The 17,745-nt window shown below is 63.2% G+C and carries 13 protein-coding genes; 5 read left to right on the top strand and 8 right to left on the bottom strand.

The genetic code is table 11. The features are described 5' to 3' along the window. Positions 1–61: 61 nt before the first annotated feature. Together NKH95_RS06625 and NKH95_RS06620 are read right to left on the bottom strand one after the other, a co-directional pair. A complete protein-coding gene (locus NKH95_RS06625; RefSeq protein WP_352891220.1) occupies positions 62–1,270 on the bottom strand; it encodes an MFS transporter in 1,209 nt (402 codons plus the stop codon). A 60-nt stretch (positions 1,271–1,330) separates the two neighbouring features. Beyond that, positions 1,331–2,320 (bottom strand): AraC family transcriptional regulator, encoded by a 990-nt coding sequence (locus tag NKH95_RS06620; RefSeq protein WP_023813030.1) that lies wholly within the window; start codon positions 2,318–2,320, stop codon positions 1,331–1,333. A 160-nt stretch (positions 2,321–2,480) separates the two neighbouring features. On the opposite strand from NKH95_RS06620, the gene NKH95_RS06615 reads away from it, so the two are divergent. Beyond that, on the top strand, positions 2,481–4,316 hold the full coding sequence (locus NKH95_RS06615) for a monovalent cation:proton antiporter-2 (CPA2) family protein (RefSeq protein WP_023813031.1): 1,836 nt from the start codon (positions 2,481–2,483) through the stop codon (positions 4,314–4,316). A gap of 14 nt (positions 4,317–4,330) precedes the next feature. Beyond that, positions 4,331–4,876 carry a DUF924 family protein gene (locus NKH95_RS06610; RefSeq protein WP_023813032.1) on the top strand — a complete coding sequence of 182 codons (546 nt, stop codon included), beginning with the start codon at positions 4,331–4,333 and terminating at the stop codon, positions 4,874–4,876. Between the two features lie 27 nt (positions 4,877–4,903). On the opposite strand, the gene folK is transcribed toward NKH95_RS06610, so the two are convergent. The 3 genes from folK to folP are packed head-to-tail and all read right to left on the bottom strand — an operon-like array spanning position 4,904 to position 6,614. Next, positions 4,904–5,416 (bottom strand): 2-amino-4-hydroxy-6-hydroxymethyldihydropteridine diphosphokinase, encoded by a 513-nt coding sequence (gene folK / locus NKH95_RS06605; protein WP_023813033.1) that lies wholly within the window; start codon positions 5,414–5,416, stop codon positions 4,904–4,906. Next, positions 5,400–5,759, bottom strand: a complete 360-nt coding sequence (gene folB / locus NKH95_RS06600) for a dihydroneopterin aldolase (RefSeq protein WP_023813034.1) — start codon at positions 5,757–5,759, stop codon at positions 5,400–5,402. The genes folK and folB overlap by 17 nt, the downstream gene beginning before the upstream one ends. A gap of 3 nt (positions 5,760–5,762) precedes the next feature. After that, complete coding sequence (folP, locus tag NKH95_RS06595; RefSeq protein WP_352552995.1) at positions 5,763–6,614, bottom strand: dihydropteroate synthase; 852 nt, start codon at positions 6,612–6,614, stop codon at positions 5,763–5,765. Between the two features lie 103 nt (positions 6,615–6,717). Here folP and NKH95_RS06590 point away from each other — a divergent pair, with 103 nt between their 5' ends. Together NKH95_RS06590 and NKH95_RS06585 are read left to right on the top strand one after the other, a co-directional pair. Beyond that, complete coding sequence (locus NKH95_RS06590; protein WP_352440309.1) at positions 6,718–7,377, top strand: DUF922 domain-containing Zn-dependent protease; 660 nt, start codon at positions 6,718–6,720, stop codon at positions 7,375–7,377. Between the two features lie 204 nt (positions 7,378–7,581). Next, positions 7,582–9,063 carry an MDR family MFS transporter gene (locus tag NKH95_RS06585; RefSeq protein ID WP_352612808.1) on the top strand — a complete coding sequence of 494 codons (1,482 nt, stop codon included), beginning with the start codon at positions 7,582–7,584 and terminating at the stop codon, positions 9,061–9,063. A 3-nt stretch (positions 9,064–9,066) separates the two neighbouring features. Here NKH95_RS06585 and NKH95_RS06580 read toward each other — a convergent pair whose 3' ends face one another. The 3 genes from NKH95_RS06580 to NKH95_RS06570 all read right to left on the bottom strand — a co-directional run bounded on the left by NKH95_RS06580 (position 9,067) and on the right by NKH95_RS06570 (position 10,992). Next, entirely contained in the window at positions 9,067–10,095 is a 1,029-nt protein-coding gene (locus NKH95_RS06580; RefSeq protein ID WP_352440292.1) for an NAD(P)/FAD-dependent oxidoreductase, read from the bottom strand. Between the two features lie 96 nt (positions 10,096–10,191). Further along, positions 10,192–10,512, bottom strand: coding sequence for a 2Fe-2S iron-sulfur cluster-binding protein (locus tag NKH95_RS06575; protein ID WP_013531878.1), 321 nt, complete (start codon positions 10,510–10,512; stop codon positions 10,192–10,194). A gap of 111 nt (positions 10,513–10,623) precedes the next feature. After that, positions 10,624–10,992 (bottom strand): Hpt domain-containing protein, encoded by a 369-nt coding sequence (locus tag NKH95_RS06570; protein ID WP_352440291.1) that lies wholly within the window; start codon positions 10,990–10,992, stop codon positions 10,624–10,626. Positions 10,993–11,264: 272 nt separating this feature from the next. Between NKH95_RS06570 and NKH95_RS06565 the strand changes: the two genes are divergently transcribed. Further along, entirely contained in the window at positions 11,265–17,576 is a 6,312-nt protein-coding gene (locus NKH95_RS06565; protein WP_352891214.1) for a kinesin, read from the top strand. Positions 17,577–17,745: the final 169 nt, after the last annotated feature.

The raw sequence follows: 17,745 nt of genomic DNA, 5'->3' as shown, positions 1-17,745 counted from the left end.
ATCGCGCCTGCAACATCGGCGGCGGCCCGGATTCAGGCTATTTTATCAGCGGCAGCAAAGTTCAGCAGCGCGGCTGCAGCAGCGCCAAGACGGCGGTCGATGCGGCAAGGATAGCAGTCAGAGTCAAAGGCCCAGTCGCGCCATAGGTGTCCACGACATAGCCGCCGACAACCGCGCCGATGGTGATGGCAATTTGGAAAGAGGTGACCATCAGGCTGCCCGCTGCCTCCAGCGCATCAGGCGCCGCGCGCGACATATTGGTCGGCAGCACCACCGGCGCCATGCCAAAGGCGAAACCCCACAGCGTAACGAAGCCGAAGGCAACGCCGATATGCGAGCCCCAAAGCACCAAAGTAAGTGCCGCAACCGCCATCAACGCTGCGGTGACTGCGAGGGCCATGTGGATGTTGGTGTCGGCCATGCGGCCGCCGGCAACATTACCGATCACGGCAGCGATGCCAAACCCGAGCAGAGCCAGGGCAATCGGTCCGGTTGTAAGGAGTGTCACCTGTTCGAGGAAGGGACGCACATAGACCGAGCCGGCAAAATGCCCCGTCATCAGCAAAACAATAGCCAGCATGCCGAGTTGGATGCCGCGCCGCCGGGTCAGCCGAAATACATCTGCAAGGCTGTTGCTTGCCGTTGCAGGCAAGGTCGGCAGGCTGAGAAACTGCAGCAACATGGCAAGCGCGGCCAGCCCGGCCGTCATGGCCATGGCACTGCGCCACCCTATCCAGTCACTGATCAGCGCGCCCATCGACGGTGCGGCAATGGTGGCAAGCGAGACGCCGAGGGTGACGATCGCCATGCCCCGACCTGTCGCATTGGCGCCAACCAGCCTCGCCACGACGGCGACCGAAAGTGCCCAGAAAGCGCTGAGAGCGATGCCCAGCCCGGCCCGGCCCAACAGCAACAGCCAGAAATCGGTCGCCAGCGCCGCCAGGATATTGGAACCGACCGCAAGGGCGCTGAGACCAACCAGCACCGCCTTGCGGTTCAAGCGGCCGATGAGAACATTGCTCAACATGGCCGTCACGGCGCCGACGGAAGCGGTGGCGGTGACGACCTGTCCGGCCGTCCCCTCGCTGATGCCGAGATCGCGTGCCATTGGCGTCAGCAGACCTGCGGGCAGGAATTCGGCAGACACCAGGGCAAAGCTGGTGGCCGCCAATGAAATGACCGCGAACCAAGTGGCTGCGCTCCACGCGGCTGGTGCATCGGCATCACGGCCAATCGCGGCGTCTTCAAGCTGTAATGTTGTGTCAGTCACGGAAAGATCTCCAAAGTTTGGAGGTCTTAAATAGGCGAGTCCGCTCGGATGATATGTATCTTAGAATCCGAAATTCATATCCATTCGTCCGGGAATTGTGCGACGCACAACGCCAGGCGAGACATTGGTGATGCGCTTGAACGCGCGCGCGAAGGATGCCTCGGAATCATAGCCCAAACGGGTAGCGACTTCGGCAACCGACAAGCCGTTTTGGCCCAGCAATTCGCGGGCAAGCTGCATACGCAGGCGGGCGAGATAGTGTGCGGCACCCTCTCCCAATACCGCACTGAAACGCTCGGCGAAAATCGAACGCGATTGGCCTGCCACGCCGGCCAGGCTTCCCAGCGTCCAGTTGTGGCCGGGGTCGCGGTGCATGGCCGCCAAAGCCCGGCCTATATGGGGGTCGCGGATGGCTGCGAGCCAACCGGTGGTCGAGGCTCCGTTGCAATTGACCCAGCAGCGTATGAGCCGGGCCGTTAGCAAGTCGGCCATACGCGACAGAATCGTGGCGCTGCCCATCTGCGGTTGCGAGGCCTCCACCGTCATGGCCGCCAGCAAAGGACCGACGACCGGGTCATTGCCGGCCACGTCGCAACCCTTGATGACAGGCGGCATCAACGTGATCAATGGGTTGAGCGCATAGGAGTCCAAGGCCATGGAGCCGCAGAAAAGGGTGCTCGTCGCTCCCGTTCCTTGCCGTACCACTTCGCAGACGTTGCCCCCCAACTTGATCACCTGGCAACCTTCGAGCGAGTCCCCTGCAACGTCCGGCGCGCTGGCCAGCCGATGGGCGATGCCTTGCGGCAGCAGCACCAGATCGCCATCGCGCAACTCCTGCCAGCCTTGCGATTCAGTATGAATCCAGCACGGGCCCTGGCCGACAAAGTGAAACCGAAGCAGCTGTTGTTGCGGAAAGTCTATGCTCCATGGGTGCCGGAGCTCGCAGCGACCATAGTTGACACCACTCAAGCGAAAGTCTTGTAAAACTTCGCTGAGCGCATCCATCGGGATATGTGGCGTCGAAGACGGCCGGGACGAATAGTCAGGCATATACGAGATATAGATGCCGAACGTCCGACAGGCAAGCGGGGACCGTTGTTCCACCAGGGGAATCGCTGCAACGGCACCCTACCTTTCCCGGCAGATTTCTCGCCTTGCCTCCCGCTCCAACTGCATGCAAGGAGTGCTGTGAGACACAGGGACAAGAGGCATGGCGGCGGAAGCATCGGGCAGTGATCTGGTTCAGGTGGTGGCGCTGCTTGCTGCCGGTGTCGTCGCCGTTCCCATTTTCAAGCGCATGGGCCTCGGCTCGATTCTCGGCTATCTGGCCGCCGGCGTGGTGATTGGCCCGTTCGGCCTCGGCGTCTTTTCCGAATCGGAAGCCATTCTTCATGTCGCCGAACTCGGCGTTGTGATGTTCCTGTTCATCATCGGGCTGGAAATGCAGCCATCGCGGCTCTGGGGCCTGCGCCGTGAGATATTCGGCCTCGGCGCCCTGCAGGTCGGCGTCTGCGCGCTGCTGCTGACCGGTGTCGGCATGGCTGGAGGGTTTCCGATCGCACAATCCTTCGTCGCCGGCGCCGGCTTCGTGCTGACTTCGACAGCGATCGTCATGCAACTTCTCGAGGAACGCGGTGAAATCGCCGCCCCGAAAGGCCAGCGCATCGTATCGGTCCTGCTGTTTGAAGACCTAGCCATCGTACCGCTGCTGGCCCTGATCGCGTTCCTGGCGCCCGGTGGGGCCGACACCAGCCTGTCGGAGCGGCTGACCGAGGTCGGCATCGGGCTCGCCGCGATCGTCGGCCTGGTGGTGGCAGGCCGCTATCTGCTCAATCCGTTCTTCCGCATCCTGGCGGATGCCCGTGCCCGCGAGGTGATGACGGCGGCAGCGCTCCTGGTCGTTCTCGGATCCGCCCTCGCCATGCAGCTCAGCGGCCTGTCGATGGCGATGGGTGCCTTCCTGGCCGGCGTGCTTTTGTCCGAATCGACCTTCCGCCATCAGCTCGAAGCTGACATCGAACCCTTCCGCGGCATCCTGCTCGGTCTGTTCTTTCTCGCGGTGGGCATGTCGCTCGACCTGCATGTGGTCGCGGCGAACTGGCGGCTGATCGCCCTTTATGTCGTCGCCTACATGGTGATGAAGGCGTTCGGTATCTACATCGTCGCCCGCATCCTGAAATCAGGCCACCGCGAAGCCCTGGAGCGCGCGGTCTTCATGGCACAAGGCGGCGAATTCGCCTTTGTCCTCTACTCGGCGGCCGCGGCGGTCGGCATCATCGACGGCAACGCCAACGCGACGCTGACGGCGATCGTCATCATCTCCATGGTGCTGACGCCGCTGGCGATCATCGCCTTGCGCTATCTGACGCCGCGCGACGAGCAGTCGCTCGACGGCGTCGATGTCGCCGATGGCCTGACCGGCAGCGTGCTGGTCATCGGCTTCGGCCGCTTCGGCCAGATCGCGAGCCAGCCGCTGCTGCTGCGCGGCATCGACGTCTCGATCATCGACAATGATGTCGAAATGATCCAGGCGGCGGCCGATTTCGGCTTCAAGGTCTACTATGGCGACGGCACGCGACTGGACATCCTGCATGCCGCCGGTGCCGGCCGGGCGCGCGCCGTGCTGATCTGCGTCGACAAGGCCGATGTGGGTGTTCGCATCGCCCAGCTGATCAAGGCCGAATTCCCACTGCTCACAGTGCTGGCCCGCGCATTCGACCGTGGAACGGCGCTGCAGCTCATTCGTGCCGGCGTCGACTACCAACTGCGCGAAACCTTCGAATCCGCACTTGTTTTCGGTGGCTCGGCACTGGAATCGCTGGGCGTCGACCCCGAAGACGTGGCTGAAACGATCGAAGACGTCAGGCGCCGCGACACCGATCGCTTCGAAACCCAGCTTGCCGAAGGCATTCGCGCCGGACAGCGCTTCCTGAGAGGCAATATCGGCACGCCGATTCCGACACCGCTCTCCACGCCGCGCCGGCCTGGTCAGGCACTCAATGAAGAAACCGCGGGTGTGCTGCACAAGTCCGAACCCGCCGATTGAGCAAGGAACTATGCATGGAATTGGACAGCCGGGCCCTATCGGTCACCAAATTCTGGCGCGATGCCGGCGAGGATGCCTGGTTCGAGAAGAACGAAGCATTCGATGCCGAGTTCCGCGACCGCTTTCTCGGCCTGCACTATGCCGCCGCTCGGCGTGAATGCGACGACTGGCTGGAACATGCCGAAGGCGCGCTGGCGCTGATGATCCTGCTCGATCAGTTTCCGCGGAACTGTTTTCGCGGCACCGGCCATATGTACGCGACCGATCCGCTCGCTAGATATTTCGCAGAGAGGGCGGTCGCGGCCGGCCATGACCTGGCACTCGAGGAAGAACTCCGCGTTTTCCTCTACCTGCCGTACGAGCATTCGGAACTGCTGGCCGACCAGGACATTTCGGTCGAGCTGACGCAGGCCAGGGCCGAGCCCTACCTGAAATACGCTGTCGAACACCGCGATATCATTCAGCATTTCGGCCGTTTTCCGCATCGAAACAAGATGCTTGGCCGCGAAACCACGGTGCAGGAGCAGGCGTTCCTGGATGGTGGCGGCTTCTCTGGCTGAAGATCCGGCTACTGCCTCGTCCGGACCTCAGGCCAGCCACCAATCCCGGCCGGACGACAATCGCTCGATGCCTGAGGTATCGACGGCGACCAGGCGGTCGGTGATGCTGCGGCCGCTGACAACCAGGCTGGGCGCGATCTCGGCCAGCGGCGCCAGCACGAAGGCGCGCTCCAGCATGCGCGGATGCGGCACCTCCAGCCCGGTCTCGTGGATGACGCGGTCGCCGAACACCAGAATGTCGATGTCGATCAGCCGCGGCCCCCAGCGCTCCTCGCGCACCCGCTTCAGCTTGCGCTCCGCATCGAGGCAGAGGTCGAGCAAGGCACGCGGTGCAAGCACGGTGGAAATCTCGGCGGCCGCATTGAGAAAATCCGGCTGATCGAGCTTGCCCCAGGGCGGCGTGCGATAAAGCGACGAGACGCCGGTGACGCGCGTATCCGCGTCGGCATCCAGCATTCGCAGCGCCGCGCCCATGGATTTCGCCGGATCGCCAAGATTGCCGCCAAGGCTGAGATAAACGGTACTATTCGGGCCAGACAACGGTCACCTCGACATAATCGAGCACGCCGGGCACCGGTGCGTTCGGCTTGCGCACCGTGATCTCGGCTTTCTTTATCTGCGGAAAACGCGCCGTCAGCGCACGGGCCACTTCGAGCGCCAGCGACTCGATCAGAAAACGGCGCTGCCCGGTGATGATCTTTTCAATGACGGTGAATGCAATGCCGTAATGGACCGTATCCTCGATGGAATCCTCGGCAAGCGCCCGGCCCGGATCGACGGTGAGAACGGCATCGACATAGAAGCGCTGGCCGAGCCTTTCCTCCTCGTCCAGCACGCCGTGCCGGGCAAAGAAAGCGCAGTTCTTCATGCGGATGACATACATCGCTCAGTTTCTCGCCCGGTCCGTCTGACGCGCCAGCATAGCATCCGCAAGCGCCAAAGCGTCCACGTTGAATGCGACATCGTGGACGCGAAACAGATCGGCGCCCTGGAGCCTCAATATAACGCTGGTCGCCGCTGTTCCGACCCCTCTGTCGGCGGCATCACGGCCGGTGACCGTGCCGATGAAGCGTTTTCGCGACGTACCGACCATCAGCGGCAAGCCGAGTGCATGCAATTCCGAAAAGCGTGCCATTAGGTCGAGATTTTCCTTCGCCGTCTCCTTGGCGAATCCGAAACCGGGATCGAGCACGATATGATCGTCGGCGATGCCGTTCTGGCGGACGATTTCCAGCGACTTTCGCAGGAACGTCAATTGATCGGCAATCACATCCGGCAGTTTCTGGCGATCCCGCCCGGTATGCATGATGACAAGCCCGGCGCCGGTGTCGGCGGCGACACGCGCAATATCGGGCTCGCGCTGCAAACCCCATACATCGTTGACGATATGAGCGCCGGCGGCAACCGCCAGCCGCGCCGTGTCGGCGCGATAGGTGTCGACCGAAATCAGCACCTCACTCACGCCCGCCAGCGCTTCGATCACAGGCAGGATGCGGTCCTGTTCCTGACTGGCCGATACCGCGGCAGCACCTGGGCGCGTCGATTCTCCGCCGACATCGACGACCAGTGCCCCTTCCCCGATCATGCGGCGCGCCTGGGCCAGCGCCTTTTCAGGGGCGTCGAACTGGCCGCCATCGGAAAAGCTGTCGGGCGTGACATTGAGGATGCCGACGACCACGGCCTTGCCGCCAAGGTCGAGATGGCGTCCATGCGCCAACTGCCATCGCCTGGCCGTCATTGCTCATCGACCATGGAGTTCATCAATCATGTGTGATCCCTGGCGGATCAATTTCATTGCGCCGGCAACGGCCGTAAAGCAAGGTGGTCGAAGAGGCAACATGATGAAACGATCCATGCTTGGCATGAAAAAACCGTCCCTGTGCGTGAAACAATCCTTGGCTTGCGCGCTGCTGCTCGCCATGACCCCGCTTCCGGCGGCTGCCGCCAATCTCGTCAAGACGTACAGCTATTTCGCCATCGGCGGCAGCACGCTCGACGACATCGAGGCACAACTCTCCAAACGCGGGCCGGAGGTGAAAAGCACCGGCACCCGGCACCCGGGCGCCACGCAAATGGCCTTCACCACCCGTATCAGCTATGCGCAGACACCGAGTTCCTGCCGAATCGCCGACGCGGTGGTGACCGTCAAGGTGAAGGTGATCCTTCCCGAGTGGCGCCGCCCGCGCAAGGCCGATGCCGATGTCAGGCTGTTCTGGGATACGCTGTCCGCCGACATCAAGCGCCATGAGGAGCGCCATGTCGAAATCGCCAAGAACCATGGCGGCGAACTCGAAGAGGCCTTGAAGGCCACCTACCCGCAAAAGAACTGCGACGCCGCCAAGGCCAAGGCGGCCGCGATCACCGCGGCTGTCCTGGCCAGGCACGACCGCGCCCAGCTTCAGTTCGACCGCGTCGAAAGCGTCAATTTCGAAAGCCGCATCCTGCGGCTGCTGCGCTACCGCATGGAGCGCATCGGCAACGGCCGACTGCCGCCGGCCTGAACGCACCCGAACTGAAGCCAAATTCGCCGAAGCGTAGTGCCAGATTCGAAAAACTTTCGAGCCGCTGTCGAAACCGGCCTATATGGGACGACATATATCAGGCTCGCCAGACGCGAGCATAAAACACCAATGCGATCCGAACGGTCGAGAAACCGGAACGGCTGAACAGCGCCGGTCAAATCGCAAGCTTATGGATGAACGATCATGGACCAGGCTGTCGATAACAAAACGATGGCGGAAACCGGCACGCCGATAACAGAGAGCGAAAAGAACGCCATTATCGGCGGCGTGCTGTTGTCGATGCTGTTGGCGGCACTCGATCAGACCATTGTCGCGCCGGCCATGCCGACCATCGGGCATGCGCTCGGAAACGCACACTATCTGCCATGGATCGTCACCGGTTATCTCCTGACCGCTACCGCCGTGGCCCCGCTCTACGGCAAGATTTCCGATGTCTACGGACGCCGGCCAACCGTCTATGCCGCGATCCTGATCTTTTTGGCGGGATCGCTGGTCAGTGCGATGGCTCCCAACATGTTTGTGCTGGTTGTCGGGCGGGCGATCCAGGGCGCCGGCGGCGGCGGCTTGTTCGCTTTGACGCAGACCGTCGTCGGCGATCTCGTTCCGCCGCGCGAGCGGGCACGCTATGCCGCCTGGTTCTCCGGCACATGGGCCGTCGCCAGCGTTGCCGGTCCGTTGCTCGGCGGCACTTTCGCCGAGCACCTGCACTGGTCACTGATCTTCTGGATCAACATTCCGCTTGGTGTTCTTGCGATGGCGATCATCAACAAGCCGCTCAAGAAACTGCCCGTTGCCGCAAAGCGCCATCGTATCGACGCCCTGGGCGCGTTGCTTCTGATCATTGCCACGGCGCTGCTGCTGCTCGCATTGAACTGGGGCGGCAGCGCCTATCCCTGGATTTCGCTTGAAGTCATCGGCGTTCTCTGCGGTTCGGCGATTTTCTGGGGCGCTTTTGCCTTGCGGCTTATGCGAGCCGCCGAGCCGCTCATCTCGCTTGAAGTGCTTGGCAATCCAATCGTTCTGGCAGGCACGCTTTCGATGTTCCTGCTTCAGGCCGCAAGCGTCGGCATGGCTGTGTACCTGCCCGTCTATCTTCAGGCGGTGCTCGGCCTGTCGGCAGCAGAGTCGGGCATCGCGATGCTTGGGCTTCTGCTGGGGACCGTCGGCGGCGCGGCATTCAGCGGGCGCATGATACCGCATTTCACCCACTACAAGCGCATTGCAATGGTGGGCGTCGTCTTCAGCATGCTGTGCCTCTGCCTGCTGGCCGTCGTCGCAGGATATGCAACGCTGCTGGAGGTAGAGGTCTTGACGATCTGCATCGGGTTTGGAACCGGAACGACGTTTCCGGTCACCACCGTGTCGGTCCAGAACGCCGTCGATCGCGTGCATCTCGGCGTCGCGACGGGCGTGCTGACATTCCTGCGTTCGCTTGGCAGTGCGCTTGGTGTCGCGATGCTCGGCGCGGTCGCTCTGGGCTACGGCCTGCCGCTTGCCGGTGAAGGCGTGCGGATCGTGGGCCATAGCGCGACGGTCGAGCCGTTCGTGATGATCTTTGCCGTCGCCGCCGCTACATTGCTGCTGGGGCTGATCACGCTGACGCTGATGCCCGAAAAGGAGCTTCGCGGTTACGCCGACAATGCGACGCCCATCCTCGCCGAGTAAGCTTCAGCCGGAGACGCCGAGCTTCTTCTGCAGGCTGGTCGAGGAGGTCGTGTACTGGAAAACGATGCGCTCGCCGGGGCTGATGATGCGCTTGGCGGCCTGCGCCATCAGCGCCACTTCGTGGAAGCCCGACAGGATCAGCTTCAGCTTGCCCGGATACCAGTTGATGTCGCCGACCGCGAAGATACCAGGCACCGATGTCTGGAACTTCTCGGTATCGACCGGAATAAGGTTCTCGTGAAGGTTGAGACCCCATTCCGCGATCGGTCCGAGCTTCATGGTCAGGCCGAAGAACGGCAGCATGCGCGTGCAAGGCACCTCGACATCGCCGTCCGGTCCCTTGATGGTGGCCGATGACAGTTGGCCGTCGGCACCGGTCAATCCGGTCACCTGCCCGACCTGGAATTCCAGCTGCCTCATTTCCTGCATGGCATACATCTTGTTGACGCTGTCGGGGGCGGCACGGAACTCGGGCCGCCGGTGCACCAGCGTCACGCTCTTTGCCACCGGCTGCAGGTTCAGCGTCCAGTCGAGTGCCGAGTCACCGCCGCCGACAATGACGAGGTCATGGCCGCGAAAATCCTCCATCCGGCGCACCGAATAGAAGACACTCTTGCCTTCATAGGGCTCTATGCCGGGGATCGGCGGACGCTTGGGCTGGAAGGAGCCGCCGCCGGCGGCAATCACCACCACCTTGGCCTCGAACACCTCATTTTCGTCGGTGGTGACGCGAAAACTGCCGTCCTCCAGTTTTTCCAGGCTGGAAACCATTCGGTTGTAGCTGAAATCAGGCTTGAACGGCGCGATCTGCTCGAGCAATTTGTCGACCAGCCCCTGCGCCGAGATCGAAGGCCAGCCTGGAATGTCGTAGATCGGCTTTTCCGGATAGAGCTCCGCGCACTGGCCGCCCGGCCGATCCAGAATGTCGATCAGGTGGCACTTCATGTCGAACAGGCCGAGCTCGAACACGGCAAACAGGCCGACCGGCCCTGCCCCGACAATAAGCACGTCTGTCTTGGTGGTCTCGGTCATGCGATGTGCCTCGCTGCGAAGAGAGCAGGACACTGCATGACCAATGCTCCGCTGCCAAGCCGCAGCGGGAAAAATCAGTTGGCAAAGATCCTGCGCTTATCCCTGGCGGGCGGGCACGCGGACAACCAGGCCGTCAAGCGCATCGCGGACCTTGATCTGGCATGACAGGCGCGAGTTGGGCTGGACGTCGTAGGCGAAGTCCAGCATGTCCTCTTCCATCGCTTCCGGCTCGCCGACTTCAGCCGTCCAGGCTTCGTCGACATAGACGTGACAGGTGGCACAGGCGCAGGCACCGCCGCATTCGGCTTCGATCCCGGGCACGGCGTTGCGGATCGCGTTCTCCATGACCGTAGAGCCGTTCTCGGCGTCCATGTCGAAATGCGTGCCGTCATGGGCAATGAAAGTCAGCTTGGTCATTTGTCACCTGAAGGGAGTTCCAGCCGAGATAATCACTCCGGCTGACAAGTCAACTGCCGCATGAAAGCGCCGCCCGATGACGTTTTTCCGCAAATCGGGTTCGGCGCGGATTCAGCGGTTGATGGCGGCGATGAAATCGCGCACTTCGTCGATCAGCGTGCCAAGCCGCTTGAGCGTCTGGCCGTCTTCCGGCCGGTGCTCGATCTCGGTGGCGCAATCGGCAATGGCAAAGGCGCCGACGCCCCGTGCCGAACCCTTTAATCCATGGGCGAGCAGAAGCCGGTCCTTGATGTCGGCGTCGACTATTCTGTCGCGCACGGACACCGCCTGCTGTACAAACAGCGCCAGCACCTCTTGCTCAAGGCTGCGGTCGCCCATCGTCTGGCGGGCAAGGTGTGCCAAATCGACCGGCCGTGACCGCCTTGGTCCGGATACGTCGCCCCCGGGCATTGAGAAGGCAATGCCGCTTTCGCCACGCATGAACTCGAACTCCGTTTCTTCGATTCGCCCAAAAACCTAGGCGAATCCAATGGACAACGGGTTAATGAATGGCCGGGAAAAATGTTGCCAAAGCGGCGCCCAAATCACAGTTCCGTTAACCTTATATTTAAAGTTTTACGTATCCCGCGGAATGCATGTTTTCTTTACCCCCCTGTGTCATTACGATACGAGGGGTCCATTTTCAGCCTCCTGCGCGGGGCAAGACAAACAGAATTATAAGCCCGCGGCAGCTAGTACAGGGTAGCGAAGGCATGGCAAAGAAACCAACGACGACGAGAACTCTCGACAGCGACGTGGCCAGGGAACTGGAAAAGGCGCTCGATCTCGACCTCAGCAACGAGATCGGCAGCGGCGACCTCGACATCGCGGCTTCGATGGAGGATCTGGAAGCTCAGATATCCCAGGCGGCCGACGAGCTGGCGCGCGAGGGACGCAATCATAAGCCGGAACAAAACCCGGAGCCTGTGGTCAATCAGAACCACGCCGCGAAACCCGCGCCCAAGGCCAAGCCTGCCGAATTGCGCCCCGTGGAACCGCGCAATGGCGCCCAGCCCGCGGGTTTCGCGCCGGCCAATGACGATCGCCAGAAGGACTACAAGACGCTTCTGCACAGCCTCAACAGGCGTGCCTCGAACACCATTTACTGGGTCGTCGCCTTCGTTTCGCTCGCCTGGTTCGCCGGCGCCGGCGGTTTGGCCAATCTGCTTTTCGGACCGAGCATCTGGAGAATCCGTACGCTCGACCAGTTCCTTGCCCGTCCGGAACTGATCGGCCTCGCTGTCGCGGCCATCGTGCCCGTCATCCTGTTCTGGGCCTTCGCCGCCATGATTCGCCGCGCCCAGGAAATGCGCATCGCCGCACAGTCCATGACCGAAGTGGCCTTCCGCCTGACCGAGCCGGAAAACCTTGCCCAGGATCGCGTCATGATGATCGGCCAGGCCGTTCGTCGCGAAGTCGCGGCCATGGGCGAAGGCATCGAACGCACACTTGCCCGCGCCGTCGAACTGGAAACGCTTGTCCACAGCGAAGTCAACCAGATCGAACGCTCCTATTCCGAGAATGAATCCCGCATCCGTTCGCTGGTCGACGGGCTCGGCAGCGAGCGCGAAGCCGTCGTCACCCATGCCGAGCGCGTCCGCGCCTCGATCACCGGCGCGCATGAGACGCTGAAGGACGAGATCGGCGCCGCCTCCGATATCATCCGCGACTCGATCCTGAATGCATCGACCAAATTGTCGATGACGATCACCAATTCCGGCGACACGCTGATCGATCGCATCAACGAAAGCTCGATGTCGATCTTCGATTCGGTCGAAGGCCGGCTCGATTCGATCACCGATCGGCTGTCGACCTCGGGCGAGGCCTTCGCCAGCCTTCTCGACACCCGCATTGCCAAGCTGACGGACACCACGGACGGCCTGACGCGGTCGTTGACCGATCTGCTCGACGATCGCACCACCGGCATGGTGTCGCTGCTCGGCGGCGCCGCGCGCACCCTCAATTCCGAATTCGAGGCCAGCCTCAACGGCATCGAGCGGACGCTCGCCGAACGCGGCCAGGCACTGATCAGCGAGTTCCACACCCGCGCCGAGGCGCTCGACACCGGAACGCAGAAGCTCAATGCGGCACTCGAGGCCCGCGCCCGCCAGATCAACGAAACGCTGGTCGAGCGCGCCCGCGAAATCGCCCACACCTTTGCCGAGAGCAAGGATACGTTGTCGGCGATGATCGATCAGGGCAAGACCCAGATCGGCGCCGACATGGCCGACATCGTCACTTCGACCTCCTCTATGCTCGAAGCCCGCGCCAGCGACTTCGCCGGGCGCATGGAAGCCGCCCGCCACGTCGTGTCGCGTTCGTTCGACAGTGACATCCAGCGGCTCGCCGACGCCCGCGTCGGCATCGAGGAAGCCGTCGAGAACCACAGCAGGAAACTGTCAGAAAGCCGCGAACGCATGGCCACGGCCATGGAGGCCGACCTGGCGAAGTTCGCCGAGGGCCGCGCCGGCATCGATGCGGCGGTGACCAACCAGGTACAGAAGCTGGCCGAAGGCCGCAGCCTGATCTCGCGCGCTCTTGAAGAGGATCTGCGCAAGGTCAATGAATCGCGGGCGGCCATCGATGCATCGCTCGGCAGCCATCTCGAAAGGCTGGAAGAAGGCCGCAACAGGCTCTCCACTGCCTTGAACGAAGACTCCGGAAAACTGGTGCAAGCTCGTACGATCATTGATGAAATGGTCGCAGGTCATGTCGGAAAACTCGCCGAGGGCCGCAACATCCTGTCGCGCGCTTTGGAAGCCGATCTCGGCAAACTGTCCGACAGCCGCGCCGACATCGACGGTCTGGTCGCCGGTCAGGTGGAAAAGATCGCCGAAGGCCGCGCCGTGCTCGCCAAGGCGTTGGAAAACGACATCGTCGGCATCAAGAGCCTCATCGAAACCCATTCCGCCAAACTGGCAGAGGACCGCACACAGCTTTCCCATTCGCTCGACAATGATCTGTCCGGCATACGCGGCCTGATCGAAGGGCATTCAGGACGCCTCGCCGAAGACCGCAGCCTGCTGTCGCAGACCCTTGAAGCCGACCTTGCCAAGCTGGCCGAAAGCCGTTCGAGCATCGACGGTCTGGTCGCCGGTCAGGTCGAGAAGCTGGCCGAAGGCCGCGACATTCTCAAGCGCGCGCTGGAATCCGACCTGAACACGATCAAGGGCGTCATCTCAAGCCAGTCGGAAAAGCTGGCCGAGGATCGCGGGCAGCTTTCGCGGGTGCTGGAAACCGACCTGCAGAATGTGAACAGCGTCATCGCCGATCACATGAACAAGCTTGTCCAAGACCGCTCCGCCCTGTCCAGGGCACTTGAGGACGACCTCACCAAGCTGGCCGACAGCCGCTCCAGCATCGACGGGCTCGTCGCCGGTCAGGTCGAGAAGCTTTCCGAGGGTCGCGACATCCTGCGGCGCGCTCTGGAATCCGACCTCAATGCGATCAAGGGAACCATTGCCGATCAGTCGCAGAAGCTGGTCGATGACCGGGCACAGTTCGCCCGGGCGCTCGAGGCTGATCTCGAAAGCGTCAACGGCTTGGTCAACAGCCATTCCGAAAGGCTCGTCCAGGATCGTTCAACGCTGTCGAAAGCGCTTGAAGCCGACCTCGAAAATGTCGGCGGCCTCGTCAACAGCCACGCGGAAAGGCTCGTCCAGGAACGCTCGACCCTGTCGAAGGCGCTCGAGGACGATCTCGCCAAGCTGGCCGAGAGCCGCTCCAGCATCGATGGCCTGGTCGCCGGCCAGGTCGAGAAGCTCGCCGAAGGCCGCGATGTTCTCAAGCGCGCGCTGGAAGCCGATCTCGCCAAGCTGGCCGAAAGCCGCTCCAGCATCGACGGTCTGGTCGCCGGCCAGGTCGAGAAACTGGCCGAGGGCCGCGACATTCTCAAACGCGCCCTCGAAGCTGACCTGCAGAAGCTTACCGAAAGCCGTGGCGATATCGACGACGTCATCGCCGGACATGTCGGCAAGCTGTCCGAGGGCCGTAATATGCTGGCCCGCGCACTGGAAGACGATCTGGGCAAGTTGGCCGAGGCCCGCAAGGACGTCGACCGGTCGCTGTCGGGTCACATCGACCAGATCGCCGCCAGAAGCACCGGCATTTCCGACGCGATCGCGGCGGATGTCGAAAAGATCGAGCAGGCGTTCAGCCGCCAGACGGGCATCATCGAGGAGCGCGCCGGCACCATGGAGCGTGCGCTCTCGACAGGCGTCGACAACGTCCGCGCCGTGCTCGAGAAGAGCGCCGTATTTGTCGCCGGCGCCCTGCGCGAGAAGGTGCTGGAAGTCACCAGCACCCTGCACGAGCAGGCCGGCGCCGCGTTCAGCGACGCCGACCGCAAGATCGCCGAGCGCGCCGAGCAGACCTCCGCCGCCCTGCTGGCGCGGGCCGAAGACATCGCCCGCACCTTCGAGGATGCAGACCGTCGCCTGCACGCCCGTGCGGAAGATACGTCGAGCGCCTTGCTTGCCCGTGCGGACGACACGTCCAGCTCGCTGCTGGCCCGCGCCCATGAAACCGCCGATCAACTGGCTGCTCGCGCAAGCGAGATCGCCGGCACCTTCGAAGCGGCGGACCAGAAGCTCGCCGCCCGCGCCCAGGAAACCGCCGATCAGCTGACCGCCCGGGCTCAGGACACCGCCGATCATCTGGCAGCTCGTGCAAGCGAGATTGCAGGCACGTTCGATGCCGCCGACCAGAAGCTGGTCGCCCGCGCCATCGAAACGGCCCAGTCGCTGGCCGCGCGCGCCGGCGACATCCTGCGCAACTTCGAAGGCGCCGACCAGCGGCTCGGCATGCGCATCGGCGAATCGGCCGAAGCGCTTGCCGCACGCGCATCGGACCTTGGCCGCATCTTCGATGCCGCCGACCAGCAGCTCGTCTCGCGCATCGCCGAAGGTTCGGAAGCGCTGTCGAGCCGTGCTTCGGAAATCGGCCGTATCTTCGACGACGCGGATCAGCGCCTGGTGTCGCGCATCGCCAGCAGCACCACCACGATCGGCGAGCATGCCGAGACCATCGTCGGTGCCTTTGCCGATACCGAGCAAAGGGTCGCCGAACGCGCCAGGCGGACCGGCCAGGACATGGCCGTGCACGCCCGCGAAATCGAGCAGGCGCTTGCCGGCGCCGACGAGCGGCTCGCCTCGAGCGCCGCGGCCGCGGCCGCCCGTGTCGAAGAGCAGGTCTCAGGCGTCGAGAACCGCCTCGCCTTCACAGCCGAGACGATGGGCCAGAAGCTCAACGAGCAGGTGTCGAATGCCGAGGCGCAACTCGTCTCGCGCGCCAATGTGATCGCCGAGACCTTCACCGCGGTCGGCCAGCATATCGGCCAGAGCACCAACGATGCCGCCAAGACGATCGGCGCCAACACCCGCGAACTCAACACCATGCTCGCCGCACGTTCGGCCGAAATGTCGAAGATCCTCGACGAAACCGCACGGCCCTTGGTCGAGCGTTTCGCCCAGGGCGGCTCGGACCTGCAAAAGAGCATGGAAGAGGTCACCGAACGCGCCACCGAGAAGCTGCGCAGCGAGAATGCCGCGCTTGTCGACGCACTCGCGAACCGCACCGCCGAAACCTTGTCGGCGGTCGAGGGCGCCCGCTCGTCGCTGTCCGACAGCGTCGCCGATCTCATCGGCCGGATGACCAAGTCTAGTTCGCAGCTCGGCCAGCTGATCGAGCAGGCCGCGGTCAATCTCGGCCAGGTCGATGAACGCCTGAGCGGCAGCACGCAAAGCTTCGCCGCCACCACCGAGAAAGCCGCGCAGACCTTCGCCAGCTCGGCGCGACTGGTCGATTCGAACACGACAAGGCTGACGGAACTGTCGTCGTCCACCTTGCGCGAGGTGGCGTCGATCGCCACCAAGTTCGACGAACACAGCCGCCTGCTGTCCAGCGCTTCGGACCTGCTGAGCTCGGCCCAGAGCAATCTCGAACACACGCTCGAGAGGCAATCGTCGCTCGAAGACCTCGCCGTCGGCCTAGTCAAGAAGTCGGAAGATCTCGAAAGGGTCATGCGCTCGTTCGAAAATCTCGTCGGCCAGACGCTGCAGAATGCCGAAGGCAAGACGATGGAATCGGCCGACAAGATCCGCAATGCCATCACCGACGTCGTCGATTCGGCAACCAAGCGCTTTGCCGATGCGACCGAGGAGATGCGGCGCACCGCGGGCTCGATCAAGAGCGAACTCGACCTGACCCGGGCCGAGCTCAAGAAGGGCGTCATCGAAATGCCGGAAGAGGCAAAGGAATCGACCTCGGCCATCCGCCGCGCCGTTTCCGAGCAGATCAACGCCCTCAAGGAGCTTTCGGACATCGTGGCCAAGTCCGGCCGCGGCGGCGGTGACGGATCAGAACCACGCAACCTGCGCCCAGCGCCGCAAGCGCCGGCCGCACACGCCGCCGAGCCGCCGCGCCGTGCACCGGCACCGCAGCCGGACCTGCGCACGCCTCAGGCGCCCTTGGGCGGCCCTGCATTGCGAGGCACGCTCGACCTTGAGCGTCCTGCCGAGGCGGCACCGCGTCCGCGCGGCGATGCCAGCGCCCGCACGCCTCAGGGCGGATGGGTGCGCGATCTGCTTACCGCGGCATCGAACGATGAGGACCTCAGGTCGGCAGCCCCTACGGCCCCCGTGGAAGCGCAGCGCGCTACCCCTGCCCAGCGCTCGCCCCTGCATGTCGTGGAATCGCTGAACTCGCTCTCCGTCGACATCGCGCGTGCCATCGACCACGATGCTTCGATCGAGCTGTGGAACCGCTACCGGCGTGGCGAGCGTGACGTCTTCACGCGGCGGCTCTACACGCTGAAGGGACAGCAGACGTTCGACGAGATTCGTCGCAAGTATCAGGCCGAGGCCGAGTTCCGCGCCGCCGTCGACCGCTACTGCGACGATTTCGAGAAGCTGCTCAAGGATGTCTCGCGCAACGACCGCGACAACATCATGGCGCAGACCTATCTGACGTCGGACACAGGCAAGGTCTACACCATGCTGGCCCATGCGAGCGGCCGCCTGCACTAAGACAGGAATTGAACAGGCGGGGCCATGGTCCCGCCTGTGACTGTGCTGAACCTCCGGCACGCGCCGAACCTGCCCGCAGCACGTTTGCAAGCCGATCGACGCGTTCGGGACTTGCCCAAGTCGGATTTCCGACGCACTGAAGTCCACCGACAATACCCGCTGCCCTGAC

Source organism: Mesorhizobium sp. M0848 (assembly GCF_040319805.1).
Lineage (GTDB): Bacteria > Pseudomonadota > Alphaproteobacteria > Rhizobiales > Rhizobiaceae > Mesorhizobium.
The sequence above is the reverse complement of the archived record's forward strand: the minus strand, read 5'-3'. Positions and strand labels throughout refer to the sequence as shown.